General features: G+C 68.4%; 24 protein-coding genes and 1 pseudogene. 8 read left to right on the forward strand and 17 right to left on the reverse strand.

The genetic code is table 11. From position 1 onward, the window contains the following. Positions 1 to 24: 24 nt before the first annotated feature. Entirely contained in the window at positions 25 to 528 is a 504-nt protein-coding gene (locus tag ABD683_RS10050; RefSeq protein ID WP_344769591.1) for a hypothetical protein, read from the reverse strand. A 137-nt stretch (positions 529 to 665) separates the two neighbouring features. Here ABD683_RS10050 and ABD683_RS10055 point away from each other — a divergent pair, with 137 nt between their 5' ends. Both ABD683_RS10055 and ABD683_RS10060 read left to right on the forward strand, forming a co-directional pair. Beyond that, positions 666 to 1,589, forward strand: a complete 924-nt coding sequence (locus ABD683_RS10055; protein ID WP_344769593.1) for a hypothetical protein — start codon at positions 666 to 668, stop codon at positions 1,587 to 1,589. A 51-nt stretch (positions 1,590 to 1,640) separates the two neighbouring features. After that, complete coding sequence (locus ABD683_RS10060; protein WP_344769595.1) at positions 1,641 to 3,242, forward strand: NAD(P)/FAD-dependent oxidoreductase; 1,602 nt, start codon at positions 1,641 to 1,643, stop codon at positions 3,240 to 3,242. 38 nt (positions 3,243 to 3,280) lie between these two features. On the opposite strand, the gene ABD683_RS10065 is transcribed toward ABD683_RS10060, so the two are convergent. Together ABD683_RS10065 and ABD683_RS10070 are read right to left on the reverse strand one after the other, a co-directional pair. Beyond that, positions 3,281 to 4,036, reverse strand: coding sequence for a helical backbone metal receptor (locus ABD683_RS10065; protein ID WP_344769596.1), 756 nt, complete (start codon positions 4,034 to 4,036; stop codon positions 3,281 to 3,283). Next, positions 4,033 to 4,536: a thioesterase family protein gene (locus tag ABD683_RS10070; protein WP_344769598.1), complete on the reverse strand. Its 504-nt coding sequence runs from the start codon at positions 4,534 to 4,536 to the stop codon at positions 4,033 to 4,035. Before ABD683_RS10070 ends, ABD683_RS10065 begins: the two co-directional genes overlap by 4 nt. Before the next feature lie 204 nt (positions 4,537 to 4,740). On the opposite strand from ABD683_RS10070, the gene ABD683_RS10075 reads away from it, so the two are divergent. Beyond that, complete coding sequence (locus tag ABD683_RS10075; protein WP_344769600.1) at positions 4,741 to 5,283, forward strand: hypothetical protein; 543 nt, start codon at positions 4,741 to 4,743, stop codon at positions 5,281 to 5,283. Here the strand turns inward: ABD683_RS10075 and ABD683_RS10080 are convergent. Both ABD683_RS10080 and icmF read right to left on the reverse strand, forming a co-directional pair. Next, positions 5,280 to 5,987 (reverse strand): hypothetical protein, encoded by a 708-nt coding sequence (locus tag ABD683_RS10080; RefSeq protein WP_344769601.1) that lies wholly within the window; start codon positions 5,985 to 5,987, stop codon positions 5,280 to 5,282. The two genes, ABD683_RS10075 and ABD683_RS10080, sit on opposite strands and share 4 nt — an antisense overlap. A 36-nt stretch (positions 5,988 to 6,023) precedes the next feature. After that, on the reverse strand, positions 6,024 to 9,242 hold the full coding sequence (icmF, locus tag ABD683_RS10085) for a fused isobutyryl-CoA mutase/GTPase IcmF (protein WP_344769603.1): 3,219 nt from the start codon (positions 9,240 to 9,242) through the stop codon (positions 6,024 to 6,026). 86 nt (positions 9,243 to 9,328) lie between these two features. Here icmF and ABD683_RS10090 point away from each other — a divergent pair, with 86 nt between their 5' ends. Continuing rightward, positions 9,329 to 9,829, forward strand: coding sequence for a MarR family winged helix-turn-helix transcriptional regulator (locus tag ABD683_RS10090; protein WP_344769605.1), 501 nt, complete (start codon positions 9,329 to 9,331; stop codon positions 9,827 to 9,829). Positions 9,830 to 9,913: 84 nt separating this feature from the next. On the opposite strand, the gene ABD683_RS10095 is transcribed toward ABD683_RS10090, so the two are convergent. After that, positions 9,914 to 11,815: an acyl-CoA dehydrogenase family protein gene (locus ABD683_RS10095; RefSeq protein WP_344769607.1), complete on the reverse strand. Its 1,902-nt coding sequence runs from the start codon at positions 11,813 to 11,815 to the stop codon at positions 9,914 to 9,916. A gap of 53 nt (positions 11,816 to 11,868) precedes the next feature. Here ABD683_RS10095 and ABD683_RS10100 point away from each other — a divergent pair, with 53 nt between their 5' ends. From ABD683_RS10100 to ABD683_RS10110, 3 genes are read left to right on the forward strand one after another with little or no spacing between them, the layout of a single operon-like run. Beyond that, positions 11,869 to 12,438: an antibiotic biosynthesis monooxygenase gene (locus ABD683_RS10100; protein WP_344769609.1), complete on the forward strand. Its 570-nt coding sequence runs from the start codon at positions 11,869 to 11,871 to the stop codon at positions 12,436 to 12,438. Next, positions 12,435 to 13,931 (forward strand): cobyric acid synthase, encoded by a 1,497-nt coding sequence (locus ABD683_RS10105; RefSeq protein ID WP_344769610.1) that lies wholly within the window; start codon positions 12,435 to 12,437, stop codon positions 13,929 to 13,931. Before ABD683_RS10100 ends, ABD683_RS10105 begins: the two co-directional genes overlap by 4 nt. After that, positions 13,928 to 14,668, forward strand: coding sequence for a cobalt-precorrin-6A reductase (locus ABD683_RS10110; RefSeq protein ID WP_344769612.1), 741 nt, complete (start codon positions 13,928 to 13,930; stop codon positions 14,666 to 14,668). The genes ABD683_RS10105 and ABD683_RS10110 overlap by 4 nt, the downstream gene beginning before the upstream one ends. Here ABD683_RS10110 and ABD683_RS10115 read toward each other — a convergent pair. After that, a complete protein-coding gene (locus tag ABD683_RS10115) occupies positions 14,616 to 15,566 on the reverse strand; it encodes a cobalamin biosynthesis protein (RefSeq protein ID WP_344769614.1) in 951 nt (316 codons plus the stop codon). The genes ABD683_RS10110 and ABD683_RS10115 overlap by 53 nt on opposite strands. 59 nt (positions 15,567 to 15,625) lie before the next feature. Here ABD683_RS10115 and cobU point away from each other — a divergent pair, with 59 nt between their 5' ends. Further along, entirely contained in the window at positions 15,626 to 16,156 is a 531-nt protein-coding gene (cobU, locus tag ABD683_RS10120; protein ID WP_344769616.1) for a bifunctional adenosylcobinamide kinase/adenosylcobinamide-phosphate guanylyltransferase, read from the forward strand. A gap of 95 nt (positions 16,157 to 16,251) precedes the next feature. On the opposite strand, the gene ABD683_RS10125 is transcribed toward cobU, so the two are convergent. The 10 genes and pseudogenes from ABD683_RS10125 to ABD683_RS10165 form a co-directional block, all read right to left on the reverse strand. Next, the gene (locus ABD683_RS10125) at positions 16,252 to 17,007 is read right to left on the reverse strand and encodes an adenosylcobinamide-GDP ribazoletransferase (RefSeq protein WP_344769618.1); all 756 of its coding nucleotides are present in this window, start codon (positions 17,005 to 17,007) and stop codon (positions 16,252 to 16,254) included. Continuing rightward, on the reverse strand, positions 17,004 to 18,038 hold the full coding sequence (gene cobT / locus ABD683_RS10130; protein ID WP_344769619.1) for a nicotinate-nucleotide--dimethylbenzimidazole phosphoribosyltransferase: 1,035 nt from the start codon (positions 18,036 to 18,038) through the stop codon (positions 17,004 to 17,006). Before cobT ends, ABD683_RS10125 begins: the two co-directional genes overlap by 4 nt. Then, complete coding sequence (locus ABD683_RS10135; RefSeq protein ID WP_344769621.1) at positions 18,035 to 18,841, reverse strand: CbtA family protein; 807 nt, start codon at positions 18,839 to 18,841, stop codon at positions 18,035 to 18,037. Before ABD683_RS10135 ends, cobT begins: the two co-directional genes overlap by 4 nt. 65 nt (positions 18,842 to 18,906) lie before the next feature. Next, positions 18,907 to 19,119 carry a CbtB domain-containing protein gene (locus tag ABD683_RS10140; protein ID WP_309972225.1) on the reverse strand — a complete coding sequence of 71 codons (213 nt, stop codon included), beginning with the start codon at positions 19,117 to 19,119 and terminating at the stop codon, positions 18,907 to 18,909. 144 nt (positions 19,120 to 19,263) lie between these two features. Further along, positions 19,264 to 19,719: a histidine phosphatase family protein gene (locus ABD683_RS10145; protein WP_344769625.1), complete on the reverse strand. Its 456-nt coding sequence runs from the start codon at positions 19,717 to 19,719 to the stop codon at positions 19,264 to 19,266. Continuing rightward, complete coding sequence (gene cobA, locus ABD683_RS10150) at positions 19,716 to 20,447, reverse strand: uroporphyrinogen-III C-methyltransferase (protein ID WP_425548531.1); 732 nt, start codon at positions 20,445 to 20,447, stop codon at positions 19,716 to 19,718. The genes ABD683_RS10145 and cobA overlap by 4 nt, the downstream gene beginning before the upstream one ends. 6 nt (positions 20,448 to 20,453) lie before the next feature. Next, positions 20,454 to 20,693 (reverse strand): annotated as a pseudogene (locus ABD683_RS18555) (NAD(P)-dependent oxidoreductase); the annotation flags it as partial. Then, positions 20,684 to 23,155 (reverse strand): bifunctional hydrogenobyrinic acid a,c-diamide synthase/histidinol phosphate aminotransferase CobBC, encoded by a 2,472-nt coding sequence (gene cobBC / locus ABD683_RS10155; RefSeq protein WP_344769628.1) that lies wholly within the window; start codon positions 23,153 to 23,155, stop codon positions 20,684 to 20,686. The gene cobBC and the pseudogene ABD683_RS18555, both read right to left, overlap by 10 nt. Further along, positions 23,149 to 23,763: a cob(I)yrinic acid a,c-diamide adenosyltransferase gene (gene cobO, locus ABD683_RS10160; RefSeq protein WP_344769629.1), complete on the reverse strand. Its 615-nt coding sequence runs from the start codon at positions 23,761 to 23,763 to the stop codon at positions 23,149 to 23,151. The genes cobBC and cobO overlap by 7 nt, the downstream gene beginning before the upstream one ends. Next, positions 23,763 to 25,766: a putative cobaltochelatase gene (locus tag ABD683_RS10165; RefSeq protein ID WP_344769630.1), complete on the reverse strand. Its 2,004-nt coding sequence runs from the start codon at positions 25,764 to 25,766 to the stop codon at positions 23,763 to 23,765. The genes cobO and ABD683_RS10165 overlap by 1 nt, the downstream gene beginning before the upstream one ends. Positions 25,767 to 25,780: the final 14 nt, after the last annotated feature.

Raw genomic sequence — 25,780 nt, forward strand, 5'->3', positions numbered from 1 at the left:
CGGGTGCGAGGCGCTTCGAGTGAATCAGGCGTTCTGCTGGCGCTTGCGGGCGGCGAACGCGATGCCCGAGGCGGTGACGACGCCACCACCGAGGAGCAGCCACGTCAGGTCGAGTCCGCCGTCGTCGGTGGTGGCGGTGAGCTCGGTCTCGGCCGGTCCGCCGGCGAACAGTGCGTCGGTGCGGTCGATCGAGTCGGCCGATCCATGGGCGCTGACGACCTCGACAGCCGTGTCGGCCTTCTGGGTGTCGACCGTCGGCACGGCGACCGTCTGGTTGCCGCCCTGGGGCTGTGCCTGCGGCTTGGGGGCCTTGTCCTCGGGCTTGGGCTGGGGCAGCGGCGCCTTGTCCTGCGGAGGCTTGGGCTGCGGCAGCGGCGCCTTGTCGCCGGGTCCCTTGGGCTCGTCGGGGATGGCGATCGGGAAGTTCGGGTCGATCGGGTCGGCGGTTGCCGCCGCGACGTTGACCATGGTGAGGCCGACCGTGGCGAGCGGGACGGCGATGACGAGGTTGCGGATCGTGCGGTTCATGATGACTCCTGGTGTGAGGTGCTTTCGGCTGGTCTGTGGTGTTGCTTGTAGGTAGGAGCACCAGACCCCACAACTCCTGACACCTTTTTCCAGAAATCTTTTTCGGGCCGTTTCCTCGGGTGTGATGGGATGAGCGGGTGACCGAGACCCGTCGACCACCTTCCGTGACGATGGCATGCGTGTACGTCGGCCTGACCAGCCTGATCGTGTTCGGCTACCTGGTCTCGGCGCTCTCCGACTGGGGATCGATCGAGCTGCAAGAATCCGTGCGCGACGCCCTGGACGACCCGGCTTTCGACGGCGTCAACCTCTCGGTCACCGAGGTCATCGAGTGGCTGCGCCGCATCGCGTACGTCGTCGTGTTCCTGTCGATCGCCGGCATCGTCTTTGCCGTGTTCGCCGCGCGCGGTCATCGCGGCTCACGGGTCTACCTGACCGTGATGTGTGGTCTCGCCTTCGTCGGGTTCGTCGCCGTCGGCGGACTCGCCGGACTGCTCCCGGCGGCGCTGGCCGTCGTGTGCGCGATGCAGCTGTGGTCGCCGGAGTCACGGGCGTGGTTCGACGCCAAGAACGGCGTGACCCCGGCTCGTCCGGCCGAGCCGATCGTGGTTCCCGCTGCTGCTCCTGCTGCAGTCGCGGCGCCGACGCGTGAGCTGGCGAAGCCCGAACGCATCGCGGGTCTCGTGACGATGATCGGCTCGTGGCTCGTCGTGATGTTCTCCGCCTACTTCGTGCTCGTCTACACGACGGCGCGTGAGTCCTACGTTGACTCGATCTCGAAGGGTTCGACCAGGCGCGCGTTCGACGACCTCGGTGTCGAACCGTCCGATTTCGTGACCTGGATGTTCATCTACTTCGTGGTGTGCGGGGTGCTGGCGCTCCTGGCATGTGCCTCGGCGGCGCTGCTCCTGCGGGGTGTCTCACGGGCGCGCACCACCACGATGGTGCTCGCTGTCGTGTCGCTCCCGATGTCGGTCGCGCTGGTCGGCGTCGGCTGGCCGTGGACGGCCGCAGCCATCGTGGTGATCGTCATGCTCAACAAGCGCGAAGCCCGGGTCTAGATCACACCGCGCGGATTCGGCGCAGGGTAGCTGCACCGATAAACTGGTGGCATGGCCAAGAGCTCACCGTCCCGCCCGCACGTTGTCGTCGTCGGAGGCGGATTCGGTGGAATCGCTGCCGTCCGCAAGCTCAAGCGAGCCGATGTCGACGTCACCCTGATTGATCGCCACACCTACAACACGTTCCAGCCGCTCCTCTACCAGGTCGCGACCGCCAGCCTCAACCCCGGCGACGTGACGTGGTTCCTCCGCGCGATCCGCGCCAAGCAGAAGAACGTGCGTTTCATCAAGGGCACCGTCCTCACGATGGACCACGCCACCAAGACGCTGGGCCTCGAGAGTGGTCTCACGGTCTCGTACGACCACCTGATCCTTGCCTCGGGCGTGACCACCAACTTCTTCGGCGTCCCGGGTGCCGAGGAGTTCGCGATGCCGCTCTACAAGCGTTCGCAGGCTCTCGCCGTGCGTGACCGCATGTTCGCCGCGCTCGAGAACGCCGTCATCAACCGCATCGACGAGGACCTGCGCATCGTGGTCGTCGGTGGCGGCGCCACAGGCGTCGAGACGGCCGGCGCCTTCGCCGAGCTGCGCAACAACGACATGCCGACGACCTACCCCGAGCTCGACCGCAAGCGCATCCACATCACTTTGGTGGAGATGGGTCCGCACGTGCTCGGGCCGTTCCATCCCAACCTGCGCGAGTACGCTCGCAAGGCTCTGGAGAAGCGTGACGTCGACCTGCGCCTTGAGACCACGGTCAAGGAGGTACGCAGCGACGGCGTCGTGATCGTGAAGGGCGACAAGGAGGAGTTCCTCCAAGCCGGCATCGTGGTCTGGGCCAGTGGTGTAACAGCCCACAGCACCCTCGGCGACTGGAACGTCCCGCAGGGTCGCGGTGGCCGCATCGTGACCGGCGCACACTGGGACGTCGAGGGCCTCAAGGACGTCTACGCCATCGGTGACGTCGCGATCAGCCCCGAACCTCTCCCGCAGCTGGCCCAGCCCGCGATCCAGGCCGGCAAGCACGTCGCCAAGCTGATCGACCGTGCGCAGGACGGCAAGGACATGAAGTCCTTCAAGTACCGCGACAAGGGCACCATGGCCACGATCGGCCGCGCCTCGGCGATCGCGCAGATCAAGGGCCTGCCGCGGCTCAAGGGCTTCCCGGCGTGGTTCATCTGGGTCGCCCTCCACATCGCCACGCTGCTGGGCAACCGCAACCGGTTCGCCACCATGATCAACCTGACGGCCAAGTACCTCGCCTGGGGCAGCCACAACGCGATCGTCGGCGAGACGCCGCTCGTGGTGGCCGACAACCCGACGACCGTACGTGCGCTCGAGCAGCGCTATGGCGAGGGCAAGTCGCGCTCGCTCGCCAAGAAGGCGACCGCTGCGGCCAAGAAGACCGCCAAGAAGGCCACGCCGAGCAAGAAGGCGGCGGCCAAGAAGACTGTTGCCACACCGGCGAAGACGCCCGCCAGGGTCGCCGCCACGCCAGCGAAGGCCGTCGCGAAGAAGGCGCCGGTGAAGGCGGCTGCCAAGAAGGCCACGCCCGCGAAGAACGCACCGGCCAAAACTGCAGCCAAGAAGGCCCCCGCAAAGAAGGCACCGGCCAAAACTGCAGCCAAGAAGGCCCCCGCGAAGCGCTCCTGAGCGCTACTCGACCAACGGAGATGGCTCGGGCGGCCTTGCTACTCGACTGACGAGATCGCGGCGAGGAGCTCGGCTCTTGCCGTGAGCATGGAGGGGCCGTACCAGGTCAGGGCGCGACCTGAGACCAGCACCGTCGGCGCCTGGGTGAACGCCTCGGGCCCGTCATCGGCGGTGAACACGTACGGCTCGTCCGGCAGCAGCACGAGGTCGATGTCACCACGATCGATGTCGCCCAGCTCGGTGTGCGGGTAGCGATCGGCTGACTCGCCGAAGGCGTTGACCAGGCCGAGGCGGTTGAGGACGTCGCCGGTGAACGTACGGGAGCCGACCACCATCCACGGATCCCGCCAGATCGGTACGGCGACGCGTCGACCGCTCGACTCGACCGGCACATCCCACACCGACCGCGCTTCGCCGAGCCACCCGGGCTCGTCCCAGCCCAGGGCCTCGAACATGCGCGCCATCGAGGCAAACGCCTGGTCGACCGTCTCGATCTCCGTGACCCAGACGGCGATCCCGGCCGCGCGGAGCCGCTCGACGTCGAGCTCGCGATTCTCCTCGCGGTTGGCCAGCACGATGTCGGGCTCGAGAGCGGCGATGGCAGCGCGGTCTGGGTTCTTGGTGCCGCGGACTCGCGGCACGTCGAGGTCCGCTGGATGCGTGCACCAGTCGGTGGCACCGACCAGCGCCTCGGGCCGAGTCGCGGCCACCGCCTCGGTCAGCGACGGCACGAGCGAGACCACTCGACGAGCCGGCGCGGTCAGCTCGACCGGGTGGCCGAGGTCGTCCTTCATCGCTTGCGAAGGCCCATCGCGCCGCACACCGGAGCGTCCCAGCCCAGCGCATCGCCGGCGTTGATCAGCTCGTCCAGACCTGCGGCGATGTCGGGCGTGAAGTCGACCGCGGCCCGCGTCTCGGTGCTGACATGGACCAGGGTCGTCTCCTGGGTGCAGGCCAGTGCCTTCTTCTGCTGGTCGACGACGAACGAGATCCCGTGCAGCACGCGCGCCGAGCGTTCGATGAGCCGGGTGTGGATCGTGAAGCGCTCGCCGAGTCGGAGCTCGCCGTAGTAGCGCATGTGCTGCTCAACCGTGAAGATGCTCTTCTGGTGGTCGTCGATGTATGTCTCGCCCAGGCCAGCAACGATCGTGGACTTCCACATGGAGTGCGAGCACAACCGGAAGTAGTCGCCGATGTTCATGTGACCGTTCTCGTCGATGAACTCTTCGGGAACCGTCTGGTCGAAGTAGGCCGGAAGCTGAACGATCTGCTCGTACGTGGGGAGGCTGGTCACGCTGCGACGATACTGGCCGCGGTTCAGGTAGCGTCACGGCCCATGAATCTCACACGTGCCGTCGCCGCTGCGACCCTCTTTGCCATCACCCTGGCGCTGTCGGGATGTGGGGGGTCGGATTCGAAGTCGGCCGACGAACTGAGCTCGCTCTCGGCCGACGCGCTCTATGACAAGACACAAGACGCGCTTGCAGACGCGCCTTCCGTGACGATGGCCGGCGACTTCAGCAACGAGGACCAGAAGGTGGATCTCGACTTCACCTATGTGCGATCTGGAGACGCGTTCGGCACATTTGTGATCGACGGTCTGAAGCTTGAGATGCGATCTGTAGGAGAAGACTTCTTCGTGAAGGGTGATTCTGCGTATTGGGGCGGAATGGGACGGCAGCGGGGATTCAGCGAAGACGTTGTCGCGAAGATGCAGGAGATTGTCAGCAACAAATGGGTCCGATTCGATTCCGGACCGATCGAAGGGTTGGACCAGTTCGATCGCCAGAGCATGCTCAACCTGGTGGGAGCGGGCAGTGATCTCGTCCTCGGAGGGCGCGAGACGATCGACGGTGTTGAGTGCCTGTCGCTGACGGACTCCGTCGCCACGTTGTACGTCGACGCCAAGTCCGGCCTGCCAGTCAGTCTCGACACGGGAGAGGGCAATCCGATCACGTTCACCTATGACGGCGGAGAGTCTCCAGGCGCTCCGGCTGACGTATTCGACTTCGAGTCGGAGTTTGGCCCGGGTGCGGCCTAGCCGCCGAGGGAGCCGACCGCTCGGGCGATGACCAGCAGGGATGTCAGCAATGCTGCCGTTGCCTCGACGCCCATCAGGGCTTTGGCGCGGACCGAGAGCGGCATCGTGTCGGTCGGGCTGAACGCGCTGGAGTTGGTCAGGGAGACGTACAGGTAGTCGGGGAACGTCGCGATCCAGCCGGAGTTCTTGCTTGCCGATCCGGCGACCTCGGCGACGGCGTCATGGTTCTCGTCCTGCGAGAACCGCCAGTCGGCCGGCTGCATGTCGGCATGGGTCTTGACGCGGCGAGCGACCGGGCCGCCGCGATCGATCTCCCAGAACAGCAGGCCGAAGCCGATCACCCCCGTCACCCACACCTGACCTGCAGCGATGAGCAGCGGGCCACCGGCGGTGCCCTTCTCCGTCATCGCATCGACCAGCATCCCGAGCGCGACGAGGTTGGACATGATCACGAGCGACGACAGGACGATTGACGCCTTGCGGGACCACCGGGTCTCGCGCGTCATCCGAGTGGGGTTGGTGGCGATCAGCGCGATGAGCAGCGCCACCTCTATGGCCGGAATGACGTAGCGCGGGCCGATGAGCAGAGTCTTCGGCAGTGCTGCGTACGCGGCGATCGCGATGATGACCGCGATCGCCGGTGGCAGCCGGTGCTCACCTCTGGCGTTGCGTCGGCGCTTGAGCTCGTCTTCGGCCTTGGTCATGCCCAAACGCTAGACCCGCACCACGTACGACGCGCGTCAGACATTGCGGCGGTACTGGCCGCCGACCTCGAAGAACGCCTCCGTGACCTGCTGCAGCGAGCAGACGCGGGCGGCGTCCATCAACGCGGCGAACACGTTCTCGTGGTTGATCGCGGCGTGCTTGAGCCTGTCGATCGCCTCCGTGGCCTCGACGCTGTGCGCGGCGTGGAACTCCTGCACGCGGCGCAGCTGCGACGACTTCTCGTCCTCGGTTGCCCGAGCCAGCTCGACGGGGTGGGCCTCGCGCTCCGGGTGCGGGTTGAGGAACGTGTTGACGCCGACGATCGGCAGCGAGCCGTCGTGCTTGCGCTGCTCGTACAGCATCGACTCGTCTTGGATGCGGCCACGCTGGTAGCCGGTCTCCATCGCGCCGAGCACGCCGCCGCGCTCGTTGATGCGGTCGAACTCCAGGAGCACGGCCTCCTCGAGCAGGTCGGTGAGCTCGTCGATGACGTAGGCGCCCTGCGTCGGGTTCTCGTTCATCGCCAGGCCCCACTCGCGGTTGATGACGAGCTGGATCGCCAGCGCCCGGCGTACGGACTCCTCCGACGGGGTCGTGACGGCCTCGTCGTACGCATTGGTGTGCAGGCTGTTGGCGTTGTCATAGATCGCGATGAGTGCCTGCAACGTCGTGCGGATGTCGTTGAAGCTCATCTCCTGCGCGTGCAGGGAGCGGCCGGACGTCTGCACGTGGTACTTGAGCTTCTGCGAGCGCTCGTTGGCGCCGTACTTGTCGCGCATCGTGATGGCCCAGATGCGGCGGGCGACCCGGCCGAGGACGGAGTACTCGACATCCATGCCGTTGGAGAAGAAGAACGACAGGTTGGGTGCGAAGTCGTTGATGTCCATGCCGCGCGCGAGGTAGGCCTCGACGTACGTGAACCCGTTGGCCAGGGTGAACGCGAGCTGGCTGATCGGGTTGGCCCCGGCCTCGGCGATGTGATAGCCGGAGATGCTGACGGAGTAGAAGTTGCGGACCTCGTTGGCGATGAACCACTCCTGGATGTCGGCCATCATCCGCAGGCTGAACTCGGTGGAGAACAGGCAGGTGTTCTGGCCCTGGTCCTCCTTGAGGATGTCGGCCTGGACGGTGCCGCGTACGTTCTGCATCGCGTGCCTCGCCAGCACGCCGTGCTCGTCGGCATCGGGCTCACGGCCGTGCTCCTCGCGGAACAGGTCGACCTGCTGGTCGATCGCGGTGTTGAGGAAGAACGCCAGCACGGTGGGTGCGGGACCGTTGATCGTCATCGACACCGAGGTGGTCGGGGAGATGAGGTCGAAGCCGTCGTACAACGCCTTCATGTCGTCGAGCGTCGCGACGGAGACGCCGGACGTGCCGACCTTGCCGTAGATGTCGGGGCGCAGATCGGGGTCGCGGCCATACAGCGTGACGGAGTCGAAGGCGGTCGACAGGCGCGTGGCCTGGCCGTCCTCGGAGAGCAGCTTGAAGCGACGGTTGGTGCGGAACGGGTCGCCCTCGCCGGCGAACATGCGTGCGGGGTCCTCGCCCTCTCGCTTGAACGGGAAGACGCCGGCGGTGAACGGGAAGTGGCCCGGAAGGTTTTCGCGGCGCCAGTACGTGACCAGGTCGCCGTGATCGGTGTGCTTGGGCAGGCTGACGCGGCGTACCTTCGTGCCGGACAGCGACTCACGGGTCAACGCCGTACGGTTCTCGGTGCTGCGGATGTTGACGACCATCTCGTCGCCGTCGTACGACTCGACGACCGACGGCCAGCGCTCGATCTGCTCGGCGACGTCGACCGGCAGCTCTTGCCTTGCCGCCTTGAGCAGCGCGTCGAGCTCTTCTGACTCAAGCTCCTGCGCCACGGCGTCGAGGCGCTGCACGCGGCGGGCCTGCTCGGCGACCTTCTCGGTGGTCGCGTGGTAGCCGCGTACGGTCTCGGTGATCTCCGAGAGGTAGCGGGTGCGCTCCGGCGGCACGACCTGTGCGATGCCGCTGGAATGGCGGACGTCGGTGAGCGGCAGGACGCCTTCGCTGATCTCGAGTCCTGCAGGGGCCAGCAGCGTGATCAGGTGCTGGTAGAGCGCGGTCACGCCGTCGTCGTTGAACGTCGCCGCCGACGTACCGAACACCGGCATGTCCTCGGGCTTCTTGCCGAACGCCTCACGGTTGCGCACGAGCTGGTGGCCGACGTCGCGGAGCGCGTCCTTGGCGCCGCGGCGCTCGAACTTGTTGATCGCCACGACGTCGGCGAAGTCGAGCATGTCGATCTTCTCCAGCTGCGAGGCGGCGCCGAACTCGGGTGTCATGACGTACATCGAGGTGTCGACGAACGGCACGATCGCGGCGTCACCCTGGCCGATGCCGGGGGTCTCGATGATGACGAGGTCGTGGCCCGCGGCCTTGAACAGGTCGATGACGTCGGGCAGGCACTCGGGCACCTCGTGGTTGCCGCGGGTCGCCAGCGAGCGGAAGTAGATGCGGTCGCCGTCGAGGGAGTTCATCCGGATGCGGTCGCCGAGCAGTGCGCCGCCGCCGCGCCGCCGCGTGGGGTCGATCGCGATGACGCCGATGCGGAGCTTGTCCTGCTGGTCGAGGCGGAAGCGCCGGACGATCTCGTCGGTCAGTGACGACTTGCCGGAACCGCCCGTGCCGGTGATGCCGAGGACCGGCGTGCCGGAGCTGGCTGACGTCTTGCGGATCTCCTCGATGAAGTCCTGGCCGAGACGCCCGAGCTCGGCGCCCGTGACAGCCCGGGAGAGTGCACCGCGGTCGCCGGACCGTACGGCGTCGGCGCCCGGCTGGCTCTCGTCCCACAGATCGGTGTCGCAGGCCTCGATCATCGTGTTGATCATGCCGACGAGGCCGAGGCGCTGGCCGTCCTCGGGGGAGAAGATCGTGACGCCGGCCGTGCGGAGCCGCTCGATCTCCGCGGGGACGATCACGCCGCCACCGCCGCCGTACACCTTGACGTGTCCGGCACCGCGCTCGCGCAGCGACTCGGTGAGGTACTCGAAGTACTCGACGTGTCCGCCCTGATAGGAGCTGACCGCGACGCCCTGCACGTCTTCGTCGATCGCGGCGTCGACGACCTCGGCAACCGAGCGGTTGTGCCCGAGGTGGATCACCTCGGCGCCCTGCGACTGGAGGATGCGTCGCATGATGTTGATCGACGCGTCGTGCCCGTCGAACAGCGCGGACGCTGTGACGAAACGTACGGGATGCTTCGGCTCGTGCAGAGTCTTCTCGTTCATCGTCCCTCAGTATGTCGGGTGCAAGAATTGCTAGGTACTAAAATAGTCGGGCGTCCAACTAATTGCCACCTGTCTAGGATGTGAGCGTGCCCACGGACCCGAAGCTCCCATTCGATCCGATCGAGCGCGCGGCCAGCATCTGGTCCAACCGCATCGGCGAATCCACACCCATGAAGCTCGCCACGTCCATCATGCGAGTCCAGCAGCTCATTCTCTCCGAGCTCGACGCCGCGCTGAGACCGTACGAGATCACGTTCGCCCGTTACGAGGTGCTCGTGCTGATCTCGTTCAGCGCCGAGGGCTCGCTGCCGCTCAGCAAGATCGGTGAGCGTCTCATGGTGCACCCGACCTCGGTGACCAATGCGATCGACCGGCTCGAGGCGCAGGGGCTCGTGAAGCGCCGCCCGGATGTGGCGGACCGCCGGCGTACGTTCGCCGAGCTCACCGCCAAGGGCAAGGACGTCATGGCCGCGTCGACCAAGGCACTCATGTCGATCGACTTCGCGATCGACGGTCTCGACGCCAAGGACCAGGAAAAGACCTACGAGCTCCTGAAGGCCCTCCGCTCCTCAGCCGGAGACTTCTAAAGGAGACTCCTGACCCAGATTTGATGGGTTTTGGCCCGTTTCAGGGCCGCAGAAGGGCCAAGATCCATCAAATCTCGGGGATCGCTAGTGGAGCATGACGGCGTTGAGGGAGTCCTCGGGGACGCCGAAGCCCTCGATCAGCGCGAGGGTGTGCGGGCGGAGCTTGACCAGCAGCTCGTTGACCAGTGACGTGACGGTCTTGGCGCGGGTGTCGGCGAGGCGGTTGTGCCCCATGAACCACGCGAGGTCCTCCTCGATCGTCGTCAGCGCATACAGCGAGCAGACATCGCGGAGCACGTCCTGCGCCTCCTGGTCCTCGCAGCGGGCGATGCCGGCGGTGAACGCCTCGAGCACGATGCGGTCGATGTGCACCCGGCCGGCCCGGATCACGTGGTCCTGTGCCGCGTTGAACACCTCGAACGCAGCCTTGGGGTCGTCCTTGTCGGCGCGGCGCAGACGCCGTGCCGCGGTCTCGAGGACGTGCTGCTCGCGGTCCTCGAACAGGTCGAGCTGTGCGCCACGGTCGAGCAGGTCGTGGTCGTCGTCGCTCTTGCCGGGTCGCGCGTCGATCAGCCGCTGGATCAGCTGGGACGCCGCGGTGCGTTCCTTGACGACGTCGGCGACGGTGCCGGCGGCGAACCGTACGAGGCCCACCGGGTCGAGACCGCCGACCTCCTGCGCGTACGCCGTGAGCAGCTCCTTGGCCACGAGCTGGAACAGCACGTGGTTGTCGCCCTCGAACGTCGTGAAGACGTCGGTGTCGCCCTTGAGCGTCGTGAGGCGGTTCTCGGCGAGATAGCCGGCGCCACCGCAGGCCTCGCGAGCCTCCTGGATCGCCTTCGTCGCGTGCCAGGTCTGAGCGGCCTTGAGCCCGGCAGCGCGGCCCTCCAGCTCGCGCGACTCCTGCGGATCCGGTTCGTCGGTGGTCTGCAGGCGGTGCATGCGGGCGGTCAGCTGGTTCTGGGCGAAGCGGTAGGCGTACGACTTGGCAATCAGCGGGAGCAGCCGGCGCTGGTGCATCCGGTAGTCCATCAGCGTGACCTCGTCGCCCGGCGCCGGCCCGAACTGCTTCCGCTCCAGCGCATAGCGCCCGGCAATGCTGAGGGCCACCTCGCAGGCGGCGCTGGCCGAGCCGCCGACGCTGACTCGGCCGCGCACGAGGGTGCCGAGCATCGTGAAGAAGCGCCGGTTGACGTTGTCGATCGGCGACGAGTAGGTGCCTCCCTCATCGACCTGGCCGTACTTGTTGAGCAGGTTGTCGCGTGGGATGCGGACGTGGTCGAACATGATGCGGCCGTTGTCGACACCACCCAGGCCGCCCTTGTGTCCGCAGTCGGACGTCGTGACACCGGGCAGGTCGTTGCCCTCCTTGTCACGCAGCGGCACCACGAAGCAGTGGACGCCATGGTTCTCGCCCTTGGTGATGAGCTGTGCAAACACTGCGCCGACCTCGGCGTGCAGTGCGGCGCCGCCGATGTAGTCCTTGCGCGACGACGGTGTCGGCGAGTTGATCACGAACTGCTGGGTCTCGATGTCGTACGTCGCCGTCGTCTCGATGCTCTGCACGTCGCTGCCGTGACCCGTCTCGGTCATCGCGAAGCAGCCGATGAGGTCGAGGTTGATCAGGTCGCGGATGTAGAGGTCGTGGTGCTTCTTGGTGCCGAGGTTCTCGATGGCACCACCGAACAGTCCCCACTGGACGCCGGCCTTGACCATGAGCGAGAGGTCGAACTGCGCGAGCATGCCGATGCCCGTGACGGCCATGCCTGGATCGCCGGTGCCACCGTTCTCGACCTTGAAGCCCGAGGCGGGGACGCCGGTCGGCACGAGCTTGCGCATCTGCTCGAGTCCGCGCATGCGTGCCTGCTCGAGGTTGAGGTCGTGGTCGTACGCGAGGTCAAGACCCGCGAGCTCGACGCGGGACTTCTCACGTACGTGACGCCACTTGCCGTCCAGCGAGATGCGGAGCTCATCACCCAGGGTCATGCCCAAACGGTACTCGGCGGCGCGAGGTGATGCGCCGGTCCTAGTCTGTTGCCATGACTGGGCCTGTCACCGTCTCGATCACGCGTCAGGTCGACCCTGCGCAGGAAGACCAGATGCTGGCCTGGCTGCGTGCCGGCACGGAGCTGGCCACACGGTTCGACGGATTCCTGGGCTCGGGCTGGATCCGTCCCCAGAAGGACTCCACCGACTGGCACATGCTCTATCGCTTCTCCTCGCAGGAGGCTCTCGAGGCGTGGGAGCTCTCGGCGCAGCGCCGTTGGTGGCTCGACTCGGGCCAGGGCTTCGTCGATGAGTCGAGGCGAGAGCACCGTACGGGTATCGAGGGGTGGTTCGACGAGCCGTCGGGCGTCGACGTCCAGGACCTCCGCCCAGCAGCGCCGCCACCACCGCGCTGGAAGCAGATGTGCGCGATCTTCCTGGTGTTCTTCCCGCTGAGCGTCGCCTCCAACTACCTCGCCAAGGACGTCGCCTCCGAGTGGTGGCTCCCGCTGCGCGTGCTCGTCACGGTTGGCGTGATGACGCCGATCATGACCTATCTCGCGCTGCCCTGGATCACCGGCGTGCTGCGCGGCTGGCTCAACGCGGCACCGCGGAAGACATGAGGAGCGGCACCGCGGCGCTGCTTGTCGCCGGTACGACCTCGGATGCCGGCAAGAGCGTCGTCACCACGGGGCTGTGCCGGGCCTTCGCCCGCCGGGGCCTCAAGGTCGCGCCCTACAAGGCGCAGAACATGTCGAACAACTCGATGGTCTGTGCGGGGCCGGACGGTGGGTTCGCGGAGATCGGGCGAGCCCAGTGGGTCCAGGCGCTCGCCGCCGGAGCCGTGCCGGAGGCGGCCATGAACCCGGTGCTCCTCAAGCCCGGTGGCGACCGGCGCAGCCATGTCGTCGTCATGGGCAAGCCGGCCGGTGAGATCTCGTCGGCGGAGTTCATCGGCGGTCGTACGCACCTGGAGCAGTCGGCCCACGATGCGTACGACGACCTGGCCAGCCGCTACGACCTCGTCGTGGCCGAGGGTGCCGGCAGTCCGACCGAGATCAACCTGCGCGCCGGCGACTACGTCAACATGGGCCTGGCCAGACACGCCGACATCCCGACGGTCGTGGTCGGCGACATCGACCGTGGCGGGGTGTTCGCCGCGATGTACGGCACCGTGGCACTGCTGTCGGCCGAGGACCAGCGACTGCTCGCCGGGTTCGTCGTCAACAAGTTCCGCGGAGACGAGACGCTCCTCAAGCCTGGACTCGATCGGCTCGAGGAGCTCACCGGCCGCCGGGTGTTCGGCGTCCTCCCGTGGAGCCCTGACGTGTGGCTCGACTCCGAGGATGCGCTCGATCTCTCCGGTCGCCGCGCGGCAGCTGGCGGGGCGCTCAAGGTCGCCGTCGTACGACTGCCGCGCATCAGCAACTTCACCGACGTCGACGCTCTCGGCATCGAACCCGGGGTGGACGTCGTGTTCGCCTCCGACGCGCGCGCTGTCAGCGATGCCGACCTGGTGGTGCTGCCGGGTACGCGGGCGACGATCTCCGACCTGGCCTGGCTGCGGTCACGCGGGCTCGACCGGGCGATCCGCGAGCACGCCGATGCGGGCCTGCCGGTGCTGGGCATCTGTGGCGGGTTCCAGATGCTGGGGCGGAGCATCGTCGATCCCGAGGGTGTCGAGGGCTCGGCAGGAGCTGCGGTCGACGGCCTGGGGATGCTCGACGTCGACACGACATTCGCTGCGGAGAAGGTGTTGCGGCTGCCCACCGGCTTGGCCCTGGGCGCTGAGGCGTCCGGCTACGAGATCCATCACGGGCGCATCACTCGCGGAGACGCTGAGGAGTTCCTCGGAGGTGCTCGCTCCGGCAACGTCTTCGGGACCATGTGGCACGGCAGCCTGGAGTCCGATGACTTCCGTCGAGCCTTCCTGGCAGAAGCGGCGGCCATGGCAGGGCGGACGTACGAGGTGGCGGACATGAGCTTCGCCGAACGCCGAGAGGCGCGGCTCGACCTGCTGGCGGATCTCGTGGAGGACCGCCTCGACGTCGACGCACTGCTCGGCATCGCGACGAACGGTGCACCGTCCGTACCGACCTTGCCCCCGGGCGCATGACGACACTGGTGCTCGGCGGCACGGGTGAGGCCCGCGAGCTCGCCGTCCTGCTGCAAGATGCGGGTGTCTCGTTCGTGTCGTCGCTGGCCGGTCGGGTCGCCCGGCCCCGGTTGCCGGTCGGTGAGGTGCAGATCGGCGGATTCGGTGGAGTCGACGGGCTGCGGTCCTATCTCCGGGAGCACCGCATCACGGCTGTCGTCGATGCGACGCACCCGTTTGCCACGGGTATGAGCGCCAACGCCTTGGCTGCCTGCTCGGAAGATCGCGTACCCCTGCTGCGGCTCGAGCGACCGGGGTGGTCAGCGGCGCCGGGGGCCGATCGCTGGCACTGGGTCGATGACCACGACGAGGCCGCCGGGCTCACGGCGACGCTGGGTGACCGGCCATTCCTGACCGTGGGCCGTCAGTCGCTGGGCCGGTTCGTCGATGCGCTCAACGACACGGCCGCGCTCGTCAGGGTCGTGGACGAGCCGGACATCGACCTGCCGGAGCGCTGGACGTTGCTGCTGAGTCGTGGGCCGTACGAGCTCGAGGACGAGCGGGCGCTCATGACCGATGTCGACGTGCTGGTGACCAAGGACTCCGGCGGCAGCTTCACCTGGTCCAAGATGCAGGTCGCCAACGAGCGTGACATCCCGGTCGTCATCGTCCGGCGTTCGGCGGTCCCGGTGGGTGTCGAGGTCGTCAGCGACGCTGCTGCTGCCGCCGCCTGGGTCGCAGCGCGACCAGGACGCTGACCGCCAGGGCGGCAAGTCCGACGGCGTCGGCGAGCTGGACGGAACGGTCGATGTCCCGTGGGGACGCGCCGGGACCGTCGCCCAGGGCCGGTCGATGCTCGACTCGTTCTCCGTACGTGTTGGTGCCGCCCAGCCGAACGCCCAGGGCTCCCGCAAATGCCGCCTCGACGGGTCCTGCGTTGGGGCTGGGGTGGCCGCCGGCATCGCGGGCCCAGGCCGTGACCGCCGCCCGAGGCGAGCCGCCGACGACGGGCGCGAGCGTCGCGCCGAGGAACGCCGCGGCGCGGGCCGGCACGAGGTTGAGGACGTCGTCGAGTCGCGCCGCGGCCCAGCCGAACTGGCGGTAGCGCGGGCTCAGGTGACCGACCATCGCATCGAGGGTGTTGGCGGCGCGGTAGGCGACGAGGCCGCTGATTCCGCCGACGGCACCGGCGAGCAGGGGAGCCACCACGGCATCGGAGGTGTTCTCGGCGACCGACTCGACGGTGGCGCGGGAGATCTCGTCGGCGTCGAGCTCGGACGGATCGCGCCCCACCAGGTGTGTGAGCTGTCGGCGCGCAGCCGGCAGGTCGCCGGCAGCCAGCAAGGCGTGAACGCGTTCGGCCTCCCGCGAGAGCGAGCGACCACCGAGCACGGCCCAGGTCGATGCGGCGGTGAGGAGCGTACGCACGACGGGCCGCCGGGATGTCAGACGCTCGGTGACCAGGCCGGCTGCGGCCGTGGCGCCGACCAGGATCGACGTGTAGGCAATCCCGGTCGCGCGGTCGTCGCGGTACATCCGCTGCTCGAGGCGGCCGGCCACCGTGCCGAAGCCGGCGACCGGATGGAAGCGGCTCGGATCCCCGAAGACGCGATCGGCGGCGTAGCCCAGAGCCAGACCCGCAGCGCGTGCGCGCATTCGGCCTCCTCGGGTGCGTGTCGTCGTCGGTAGGGTGCACCTGACAGTAGCGAGGTGCCATGAAGGTTCTGATCACGGGCGGCGTACGCTCCGGCAAGTCGTTTCACGCCGAGTCGTTGGTGCTCGCCGAGCCGCACGTCACGTACGTGGCGCCGGGCCCGCCCGCTGACCCCGAGGGCGATCCCGAGTGGGCCGAGCGGATCGCGGTGCACCAGAGTCGGCGACCTTCTCACTGGACGACGGTCGAGAGCGCAGACCTGGCGGGGGCGATCCGTGCCGCCGATGGTGCGGTGCTGATCGACTGTCTCGGCACCTGGCTCACCTCGACCATCGATGAGCTCGACGGCTGGAATGCGGTGCGGGACGACTGGGAGCCGGTGCTGTTCGAACGTCTCGATGACGCGCTGGCTGCGATGTCTGAGCATCAGGGCACCCTCGTCGTGGTGACCAACGAGGTCGGTATGAGCGTGGTGCCAGAGCACCGTTCGGGCCGGGTCTTCCGAGATCTGCTCGGGACCGTCAACCAGCGCGTCGCCGAGGAGTGCGACGACGTGCTGCTGGTCGTGGCCGGCCGTGTGCTGAAGCTGTGACGGTTTCCCAGCAGGTCCCCTGAACCTGTCACTCCTCCCTTGTTGCAACAGTGGAGGAGTGACAGGAACCTGGCTCCTGCTGGGAAACCTGGGACTCAGGTTGCGGCGAAGAGCATCGCGGCGAGGGTGACCTCGATCGCGGCGCCGAACACGTCGCCGGTGACGCCGCCGAACCTGCGCACGCAGCGGTACGTCAGCGCTGCACCGACCGCGAGGCCGGCACCGGCGACGACGATCCCGTGCCACCACGGCCAGCCGGCCCAGTCGAGCACGCCGCAGCACAGCAGTGCGACGACGAGCCAGGTCAGCAGGGTTGTCGTACGGGGCACCGTCCCGGCGTATGTCACGGCGAGCCCGTCGAGCCGGGCCGCGGGAACTCCCCGGGCGCAGGTCACCGACAGGATCGCCCGCGAGCAGCACACGAGCAGTCCGGCGACAACGGGTCCGCGCGGAGCAGAGATGACGGCCGCGAGCGACGCCGCCTGGATGCCGAGCACCAGGACGAGCGCCGCAGCGCCGGCGGGCCCGGCCGTGCCGCCCTTCATGACCTCGAGCGAGCGGTCCCGGTCGTACGACGCGGTCAGCCCGTCGGCGACGTCGGAGAGGCCGTCGAGGTGCAGTGCGCGGCTGCCGAGGGCCAGTGCGCCGACCGCGACGAACGCGACCGCCCATGGAGCGAGCTCCAGCTCGCGGCCGCCCCAGCAGACCAGGCCCACCAGCAGCCCCAGCGGCGCTACGGCAAGCGGCGCCAGCAGCATCGCCCGTCCGGCGACGTCCCGGTCGACCGCTGTCGGCGGCCGCCACCGCAGGGCGGTCAGGGTGCCGACGGCGAGTCGCCAGGAGTTGATCACATCAGGTCGGCGAGCAACGCCACGTCGGAAAGCAGCAGGGCCGCCGAGCGTACGAGCGGCACCGCGGCGACTGCGCCGCTGCCTTCGCCGAGCCGCATCCCGACGTCGAGGATCGGCTCCAGGCCGAGCTTGTCGAGCGCGAACGACTGGGCCGGCTCGGTCGAGCGATGTCCGGCGGCGAACCAGGCGGCAGCACCCGGAGCCAGTCGATCGGCCATGACGGCCGCGGCCACCGAGATGACACCGTCGAGCAGCACGGGAATCCCGGCTCGGGCAGCGGCGGCCATGAAGCCAGCCGCGGCTGCGAGATCGGCGCTGCCCAGTGCCGTGAGGGTGTCGATCGGATCGGACGTACGTTCACCGGCACGGTCGAGCGCCTGCTGGACGACGGCCATCTTGTGCGCGAGGGCGGACTCATCGATCCCGGTACCGCGCCCCGTCACCTCCATGGCGGGGAGACCGAGCGAGGCGGCGATCAACGCCGCCGCCGGAGTCGTGTTGCCGATGCCCATGTCGCCGCTGATCAACAGCTGCGCACCGGCAGCGATCTCCTCGGCGGCGACGGTCTCACCGGCGGCGATCGCCTGGAGCGTCTCCTCGGTGGTCAGCGCATCCTCGAGATGGATCGCGCCGCTGCCGCGTCGCACCTTGAAGGCCGTGACCTCGGGAGCCACGCCCTCGAGATCGTCATCGACGCCGAGATCGAGCACGCGTACGGACACGCCGTGCTGGGCGGCGAGCACCGAGACTCCCGCCTTGCCGATCAGGAACGTGCGCACCATGGCCGGGGTGATCGCCTTGGGGAACGCCGAGACGCCGTGGTCGGAGACGCCGTGGTCGCCGGCGAAGATCACCGCGCGGACGTGGTCGACCGGAGCCGGCGGTACGACACCCTGTGTCGCGGCGACCCAGATGGCGAGGTCGCCCAGCTGGCCGAGTGCGCCCGGGGGTGTTGCGAGGCCACCGAGGCGCTCGGTCGCTTCGGCGGTGATCGCCGGGGATGGCGGGCTGACTGGCGTGTAGGCGTTCACAGGCTTGCCGCCAGATCCTTGCGAGCCGCGGTGAGCGATTCCTGGGTGTGGAGCGTGCCGATCAGGCCAGTCAGCGCAATGCCCAGGGTGCCCCAGAGCGTCGCCAGGGTCATGAGCGAGCCGCGGCGGAAGTACCACAGCGTGTCGGCTGGGAAGTCGCCGATCTCGTTGACGGTCGGCATGAGCTGGCCTGCCAGGATCACGACACCGAGATAGGTCGCCGCGCTGACGATCGCGGCGGTGTAGGTCCCGAGCCGTCCGACGAGAGCGCGGAACAACACGACGACGGCGATCATCGTGATCACCGAGATCGCGAGCATCACGAAGTACTGAACCGTGCGGTCACCGATGGTGTCGGCATTGCCGACAGCCGGTGGGGTGGCGGGGTACTTGAGGAACGGGACCAGCGCCACCGAGACGAAGCCAAGAGCCGTGACGAGTGCCGTCGACTGGCTCGGCCGGAGGCGGCCGATGCGACCCAGCGCGAAGGCGGCGGCCAGGGCGACGATGCCGCCCAAAGCGATGCCGGTCGCCACGGTCGCGGTGAGAAGGCCCCACGTCGACTGGGTCTGGCGGGACACCGCGGTGCCACCCTCTTCGTCGTGGGAGTGCTCAGTCGCGCCCTCCTCATGCGTGTGCTCGGTGGAGTCGTCGTGGGAGTGTGCGGCGGGTTCGCCGGCGGCCTCGACCTGGATCGCGGCGTCGACAGAAGGTTCGCCGGCGATGTATGCCACGGCGAAGGTCAGGATGCCGGCGATGAGGCCGGCGAGAAGTCCTCGTACGAGGAGGTTGCGGGGGGTCATGGAAGTCCGTTCAGGTATGCCGAAAGGGCCGGACCGCCAATGCGGATCCGGCGGGGAGAGGTGGATCAGTGGCAGGGGAAGCCGAGGAGGTGGCGTCCATCGTGGACCCACTCGTGAATGGCTGTGCCCGCCGGGATCGACACTGCACCCTGGTCGGCGCTGATGAAGAACAGGACGAAGGCTCCGATGAGACCGAAGAACAGCGCCCAAGGGGCGAGCTCGCGGACGGGGATCGACGCGATCTCGATCTCGGGTGTGGCGGTGATGACCTGTGACATGGATTCTCCTGACGGGATGATTGCGTCCCATGAATGGAATTGACGTCCGAGATCTTGGGTCTGGCTTCACTCGCTGATGCGGGTGTCACAGTAGCGCTACTGCGCCGGAGTCCCACCGGCTTCCTCGACCTCGGTGCAGTCATCCTAGGGCATCGCGACGGCGGCCTGTCGAGTGTCCGGATCGACCTGGGTGATGGATCCGTTGGCGGGCACCCCGGGCAGGCTTCCCGTGAGCAGCTCGACGGCGTATCCGATGACGTCGCCGTGGCTCACTGCGACCGTGTCGGCCGGCAGATCGCGGGCGAGAAGCGTACGAATACGAGCCTGGACGCGGCTCTTGTCCTCGTCGAGACCCTTCTCCAGGAGCAGCGGTTCTTCGACGACGTCGAGGCCCAGGCGGTCGGCGATCACGTCCGCGGTCTGCCGGGCGCGTACGGCCGGCGAGCTGAGGATGCGTACGACGCTTCGGCCGAGCAGCGCCTCAGCGGCCAGGGCGGCCTGCTCGCGGCCCAGGTCGGTCAGCGGCGGGCTGAGCTCGTGCCCCTGCATGCGATCCATGGCATTCCACGTCGACTGGCCATGCCGCACCCACAGGATCACGCCAGTCCTTCGATGTCGGCGACCTGGCCGATCACGGCGACCGCGGGGGCGCCGATGTCGGCCGCGGCCTCGTCGATCGTCGCAAGGGTCGCCCGTACGACGCGCTGGCTGGGCATCGTGCCATCCGCGATCACGGCCGCCGGCGTGTCGGGATCGAGACCACCGTCAGCGAGGGCGGCGCAGATCGCGCTGAGCGTGCGTACGCCCATCAGCACCACGATCGTCGTGCCGGAGGTCGCCAGGGCCGCGTAGTCGAGGGTCGACTCGGGATGGCCGGGCGGTACGTGGCCGGAGATCACCGTGAAGCCCTGGGTGAGTCCGCGATGTGTGACAGGGATGCCGGCAGATGCCGGCGCGGCGATCGACGAGCTGACGCCCGGTATGACGCGTGCCTCGATGCCGGCATGGATGCAGGCGAGGAGCTCCTCGCTGCCACGACCGAACACGAAGTTGTCACCGCCCTTGAACCGCACGACCTTCTTGCCGGACTTGGCGTGCTCCACCAAGAGCTGGTTGATCTCGTCCTGGCTCGTCGATCGGCCGCCGGGGATCTTGGCGACATCGATGATCTCGACGTCGGGACGGGCCCAGGCAAGGGCGGCCAGCGGTGCGAGCCGGTCGGTGATGATCACGTCGGCCTGCTCGATGGCCTCGCGCCCGGCGACCGTCACAAGACCCGGATCGCCGGGCCCACCGCCCACCAGCGTGACGCTGCCGCGATCGAGGATCTGCTCGGGAGCGGCGTGGTCGCTGTGACCCGTGAGGACGATTCCCGCCGCCTCGAGATCGCTCATCTCGACCTCGCGGGCGTGCCAGCTGATCAGTCCGCGCTCGGCGAGGTCTTCGATCGACGCCGTGGCCGTGGGCGCGACGACCGTGACGACGGCGCCTTCCTCGAGCAACGTCGCGACCTGGGCGGTGGCGCGGCCGTCGCCGCCGACCACGAGCGCATGTGTTCCGGGTGTCAGGTCCATGGCCCCTCGATTCGAAGCGTGGCGAGCAGCTTGCGGGTGGTGTCGGGCCGGCGCACCGCGATGCGTACCCAGGTGTCGTCGAGACCCGGGAACGAGTCGGCGCGACGCACGGCGTAGCCAGCGGATCGGAGTCGTTCGTGTGCGCCGGCGCCGATCTTGGCCAGGACGAAGGGAGCCGCGGCCGGCACGTGGTGGATGCCAAGTTCGGTGAGCCCGTCGGTGAGCACGCGTCGGTGCTGGCCGATCCTGGTCGTACGCCTCGCGGCCTCGGCCAGCGCCTCAGGGTCTGATGTCGCAACCATCGCGGCGATGGCAGCCGTCGAGACCGACCACGGAGCCTGGTGTGCCTTGAGCTCGGCGAGCAGCTGGGGCGACCCCAGGACGTACCCGGCACGTACGCCGGGGATCGACCAGAGCTTGGTCAGGCTTCGGACGACCAGCAGCTGGGGGTCGGGGATCGCGGCGAGCGTGTGCCGTTCGTCCGGAACCGAGTCCATGAACGCCTCGTCGACCACGACGACCCGACCCGGGCGCATGAGCGCGCGCAACGACTGCTCGGGGTGCAGGACGCTGGTGGGATTGGTCGGGTTGCCGATCATGACGAGGTCGGCGTCGTCCGGGACGAGCGCGGGATCGAGCACGAATCCGTTCGCCGGATCCGTGAGGACGTGCTCGGGCTGGTGGCCGGCCGCGAGGAGAGCCACGTCGGGCTCGGTGAACTGTGGGTGCACGATGACCGGGCGACGCCACGGCCGCGCGCGGGCGATCAGCCCGAACGCCTCGGCGGCGCCGGCGGTGGCGAGGACCTCGTCGGGCTGTCGGCCGTGGCGCTGGGCGATGGCGTGCTCTGCTGCGGCCGGATCCGGGTAGGCGCCGATGTCGTCGAGGCTCTTGCGGAGCGCGGAGTCGAGCCACGCAGGACGGGCGTCGTCATGGATGTTGACCGCAAGATCGATGAGCCCGTCGGAGAGCTCCCGATCCCCGTGCCAGGTGAGGGCTGGCGCGATGATCTCTCGGTCGGTGAGCAGTGGGTGGTCGAGTGCCGGTGAGGAACGAGCGGGCGTATCGAGACCTCGAGAAGTCGGGTCGTACGCGTGCACGGCATTCGCGAATCGTTGGGCGATGTCGGGGTGACCGGCCCAGTGGGTGTGGAGGTACGACGCATGCAGCGTCGACGAGCCGAAGCCGACCGGCGTCCCGTCCACGAGCCAGGCCGCCTCGGCAGCCATGGGCGTGACGGTCGTGCGGTGGAACTCGTGGCCCGTGACGCGCGTACCGGCGGTGCCGGTCAGCTGGTCGGCCGGGATGATCGCGGTGCGATAGGAGAGCGTGAGCCGGGGTGTCATGACGGCTTCGGCGTCGAGCGCGCCCACCATCGGCATGCCGTCGACCGAGCGGCACAGGTAGAGCAGGCCGGCGCACTCGGCGTACGTCGGCATGCCCGAGTCGACTGCCGCCCGCAACGCCTCACGCAGTGGAGCGTTGGCGGACAGGCCGGAGGCGTGCACCTCGGGGAAGCCGCCACCGAGGTAGAGGCCGGCGGTTCGGTCCGGCAGCGTCTCGTCGGTGAGCGGGTCGAACGTCACGACCTCGCAGCCGGCCGCGCGGAGCAGCTCCTCGGTCTCGGCATACCGGAACGTGAACGCACGGCCGCCGGCCATCGCCACGATTGGAAGTTCGGTTCCTAGGGAGGCCGCCCGCGGCCGACCGGGAGCGAGCGCCAGCGAGCGAAGGACGTCGGCCGCTTTCCACGGCTCGGCGTCGAGATCCGGAGCCGAGTGCGCGAGTGCGAGGAGCTGGTCGAGGTCGATCTTCTCGGCGATCTGGTCCGCCAGCTGATCGAGCGCGTGCGCCGCGTCGTCTCGTTCGGCAGCAGGTATGAGTCCGAGGTGGCGCGACGGCGCGACGATCCCGTCATCGCGCTGCAGCACGCCGAGCACCGGCAGACCCGTCGACCCGAGAGCGCTGATGACCTCGCCCGCATGGCGCGGCGAGCCCGCCTTGTTGAGGATGACGCCGACGATGCGTACGGACGGGTCGAACGCGACCATGCCCTGCACCAGTGCGGCGATCGAGCGGGACGCGTGCGAGATGTCGACGACGAGGACCACGGGCGTACGGGTGACCGTTGCGACGTGGGCGGTCGACGCAAACCCCTCGCCACCAATCTGTCCGTCGTACAGTCCCATGACGCCCTCGATGATCGCGAGATCCGCGTTGCCGGCACCGTGCAGCAGCAGCGGAACCAGGCGGTCCTCGCCGACCAGGTGCGGGTCGAGGTTGCGGCCCGGCTTGCCGGTCGCGAGCGCGTGATAGCCCGGGTCGATGTAGTCGGGGCCGACCTTGTGTCCCGACACGTCGTGGCCGGCGCGCGCCAGCGCCGCCATCAGGCCGGTGGCGACCGTGGTCTTGCCGTGGCCGGAGGCGGGCGCGGCAATCACCAGTCGAGGCAGGTTCACCATTCGATGCCTCGCTGGCCCTTCTGCCCGTTGTCGAAGGGGTGCTTGACGTGCTTCATCTCGGTCACGAGATCGGCGATCTCGACGAGGCGCGGGTCGGCGCCGCGACCCGTGATGACGACGTACTGGCGGCCGGGCCGGTCGGCGAGCGTCTCGATGACGTCATCGATGTCGACCCAGCCCCATTTGATCAGGTACGTGAACTCGTCGAGGACATACAGGTCGTGGGTCTCTTCGGCGAGCCGGCGCTTGACCTCGGCCCACCCCTCGGCGGCATCGGCGGCGTGGTCCTCGTCGGACCCTTCCTTGCGCGACCATGACCAGCCGGCACCCATCTTGTGCCACTCGACGGGTCCACCCTCGCCGGTCTCGTCGTGCAGGGCGCCGAGGCGTTCGAGCACGGTCTGCTCACCGATGCGCCACTTGGCGGACTTCACGAACTGGAACACTCCGATGTTCCAACCCTGGTTCCAGGCACGGATCGCCAACCCGAACGCGGCGGTCGACTTGCCCTTGCCGTCGCCGGTGTGGACCATCAGCAGCGGTCGGTTGCGCCGCTCCTTGGTGGTGAGGCCGTCATCGGGAATGGATGTGGGCTGACCCTTGACCATCAGGCGGCTCCCTTGACTGCGTCGGTGAGGGCAGCGGCGCTGACCTCACCGAGGGGGATGTATTCAGCCATCAGGTGGTCGGCGAGCTGGTGTGCGAGTCCCATGCGGAACGTGCCGGTCTCGCAGTCGATGACGAGGCTCGCGACGCCGGTGGCGCCGAGGTGCTTCGCCACCTGATGTGCCCTGCCGAGGGCGTTCTCGCCGTAGGTTGCCCGGCCGTCGGTGATGACGACCAGCAGCGGACGACGACGCGGATCGCGTACGCGCTCGAGGCGCAGCACGTCGGTGGTCTTGAGCAACGCCTCGGCGAGCGGCGTACGGCCACCGGCGGGCAGCTCGGCGAGCCGGGTCGCGGCGATGTCGATCGAGCCAGTCGGCGGGAGCGCGAGCTCGGCGTGGTCCTGGCGGAACGTGATCAGTCCGACCTTGTCCCGTCGCTGGTAGGCGTCCATCAGCAGCGACAGGATCGCGGTCTTGACCTGCTCCATCCGCTTGCGCGCTGCCATGGAACCTGAGGCATCGACGCAGAACAGGATCAGGTTGGACTCGTGTCCTTCCTTGACGGCCAGCCGCAGGTCGTCGCTGCGGAACTGCAGGTTGTGCACGCGGCCCCGGGCGTGCTGGTGCGGGGCGGCGGCACGGATCGTCTCCAGGAGGTGGATCGAGCCGCCCTCGCCGGTACGCCGTTGGGCGCCAATGCGCCGGCCGGTCTCGGTGATGGCGCGCGAACGCTTGCCGGACTCACCCGCCCCGGTGCCACCTACCGTGAACAGCTTGGGCCGGTAGGGCTGCTGCGGGGCAGCGACCGTTATCTCGCTGCTGCCGCCGGCCTGCTGAGGCCGTTCGTGCTGGGCCGTGTTGTCAGGCTTCGGGACCTCGTCTGGTGAGCTTGTAGAAGCCTCGGCGTCGCCCGCCTCGGACTCGGAGGCCTGGGACTCCTGCGTCGCTGGCTCGGATTCGTCTGCACCGTCGCCTTCGGGCTCCGGCGGTGGCTCGTCGTCGTTGAGGATCTGGTCGAGCAGGTCCTCGTCGATCCCGGGGGCGTCGAACGGGTTGCGCCGGCGACGATGCGGCAACGCGAGTCGGGCGGCCGCTCGGATGTCTTCGCGGAGCACGCTGGTGCGGCCGTTCCATGCAGCATGGGCGGCAGCCGCGCGAGCGGTGACGATGTCGGCACGCATGCCGTCGACCTCGAACGCTGCACACACCTCAGCGATCTTGAGCAACGCCCAGTCGCTGAGGACGACCTCGTCGACGAGCTTCTGCGCAGCCTCGATGCGGTCAGTCAGCGTCGCCTCGTGTTCGGCGTACCGGGCGGCGAACCCATCGGGATCGGCTTCGTACGCGAGTCGCCGGCGTACGACCTCGACCCGGGCTTCCGGGTCCCGTGGTGCAGCGACCTCGACCGTGAGGCCGAACCGGTCGAGGAGCTGCGGGCGAAGCTCGCCTTCTTCGGGGTTCATGGTGCCGACGAGGACGAAGCGGGCGGCGTGCTCGACCGAGACCCCGTCGCGCTCGACGGTCGAGCGACCCATCGCCGCGGCGTCGAGCAGAAGATCGACGAGGTGGTCGTGCAGCAGGTTGACCTCGTCGACGTAGAGAATGCCGCGATGTGCTCGGGCCAGCAGGCCGGGCTCGTACTCGGTGACACCGTCCGACAGGGCCTTCTCGAGGTGGAGCGAGCCGAGTACGCGATCCTCGGTGGCGCCGACGGGAAGCTCGACGAGCCGTACGGGCCGGGTCTCGACGTCGGCATCGGCCGCGAACGGACCGTCAGGCGACAGCGGGTTCGACTCGCGGGGATCGGTCGAGAACCGGTCGCCGGCGATGACGTCGATCTGCGGCAGCACGGAGGCGAGGGCGCGGACCATGGTCGACTTGGCGGTGCCCTTCTCGCCGCGCACGAGCACGCCGCCGATGGCGGGTGAGATCGTCGAAAGGGTCAGGGCGAGCGCCATGTCGTCGGATCCGACGACAGCGCTGAAAGGGTAGTGCTGTGGCATGTGGGGCTCCCGCT

Source organism: Aeromicrobium panaciterrae (assembly GCF_039537165.1).
GTDB classification, from domain to species: Bacteria; Actinomycetota; Actinomycetes; order Propionibacteriales; family Nocardioidaceae; genus Aeromicrobium; species Aeromicrobium panaciterrae.

What these genes read in the sequence shown, in the direction of transcription:
- ABD683_RS10050 (WP_344769591.1), bottom strand. Translation starts at nt 528, where the DNA reads ATGAACCGCACGATCCGCAACCTCGTCATCGCCGTCCCGCTCGCCACG.
- ABD683_RS10060 (WP_344769595.1), top strand. Translation starts at nt 1,641, where the DNA reads ATGGCCAAGAGCTCACCGTCCCGCCCGCACGTTGTCGTCGTCGGAGGC.
- ABD683_RS10065 (WP_344769596.1), bottom strand. Translation starts at nt 4,036, where the DNA reads ATGAAGGACGACCTCGGCCACCCGGTCGAGCTGACCGCGCCGGCTCGT.
- ABD683_RS10080 (WP_344769601.1), bottom strand. Translation starts at nt 5,987, where the DNA reads ATGACCAAGGCCGAAGACGAGCTCAAGCGCCGACGCAACGCCAGAGGT.
- icmF (WP_344769603.1), bottom strand. Translation starts at nt 9,242, where the DNA reads ATGAACGAGAAGACTCTGCACGAGCCGAAGCATCCCGTACGTTTCGTC.
- ABD683_RS10095 (WP_344769607.1), bottom strand. Translation starts at nt 11,815, where the DNA reads ATGACCCTGGGTGATGAGCTCCGCATCTCGCTGGACGGCAAGTGGCGT.
- ABD683_RS10100 (WP_344769609.1), top strand. Translation starts at nt 11,869, where the DNA reads ATGACTGGGCCTGTCACCGTCTCGATCACGCGTCAGGTCGACCCTGCG.
- ABD683_RS10105 (WP_344769610.1), top strand. Translation starts at nt 12,435, where the DNA reads ATGAGGAGCGGCACCGCGGCGCTGCTTGTCGCCGGTACGACCTCGGAT.
- ABD683_RS10110 (WP_344769612.1), top strand. Translation starts at nt 13,928, where the DNA reads ATGACGACACTGGTGCTCGGCGGCACGGGTGAGGCCCGCGAGCTCGCC.
- ABD683_RS10115 (WP_344769614.1), bottom strand. Translation starts at nt 15,566, where the DNA reads ATGCGCGCACGCGCTGCGGGTCTGGCTCTGGGCTACGCCGCCGATCGC.
- cobU (WP_344769616.1), top strand. Translation starts at nt 15,626, where the DNA reads ATGAAGGTTCTGATCACGGGCGGCGTACGCTCCGGCAAGTCGTTTCAC.
- ABD683_RS10135 (WP_344769621.1), bottom strand. Translation starts at nt 18,841, where the DNA reads ATGACCCCCCGCAACCTCCTCGTACGAGGACTTCTCGCCGGCCTCATC.
- ABD683_RS10140 (WP_309972225.1), bottom strand. Translation starts at nt 19,119, where the DNA reads ATGTCACAGGTCATCACCGCCACACCCGAGATCGAGATCGCGTCGATC.
- cobBC (WP_344769628.1), bottom strand. Translation starts at nt 23,155, where the DNA reads ATGGTGAACCTGCCTCGACTGGTGATTGCCGCGCCCGCCTCCGGCCAC.
- cobO (WP_344769629.1), bottom strand. Translation starts at nt 23,763, where the DNA reads ATGGTCAAGGGTCAGCCCACATCCATTCCCGATGACGGCCTCACCACC.
- ABD683_RS10165 (WP_344769630.1), bottom strand. Translation starts at nt 25,766, where the DNA reads ATGCCACAGCACTACCCTTTCAGCGCTGTCGTCGGATCCGACGACATG.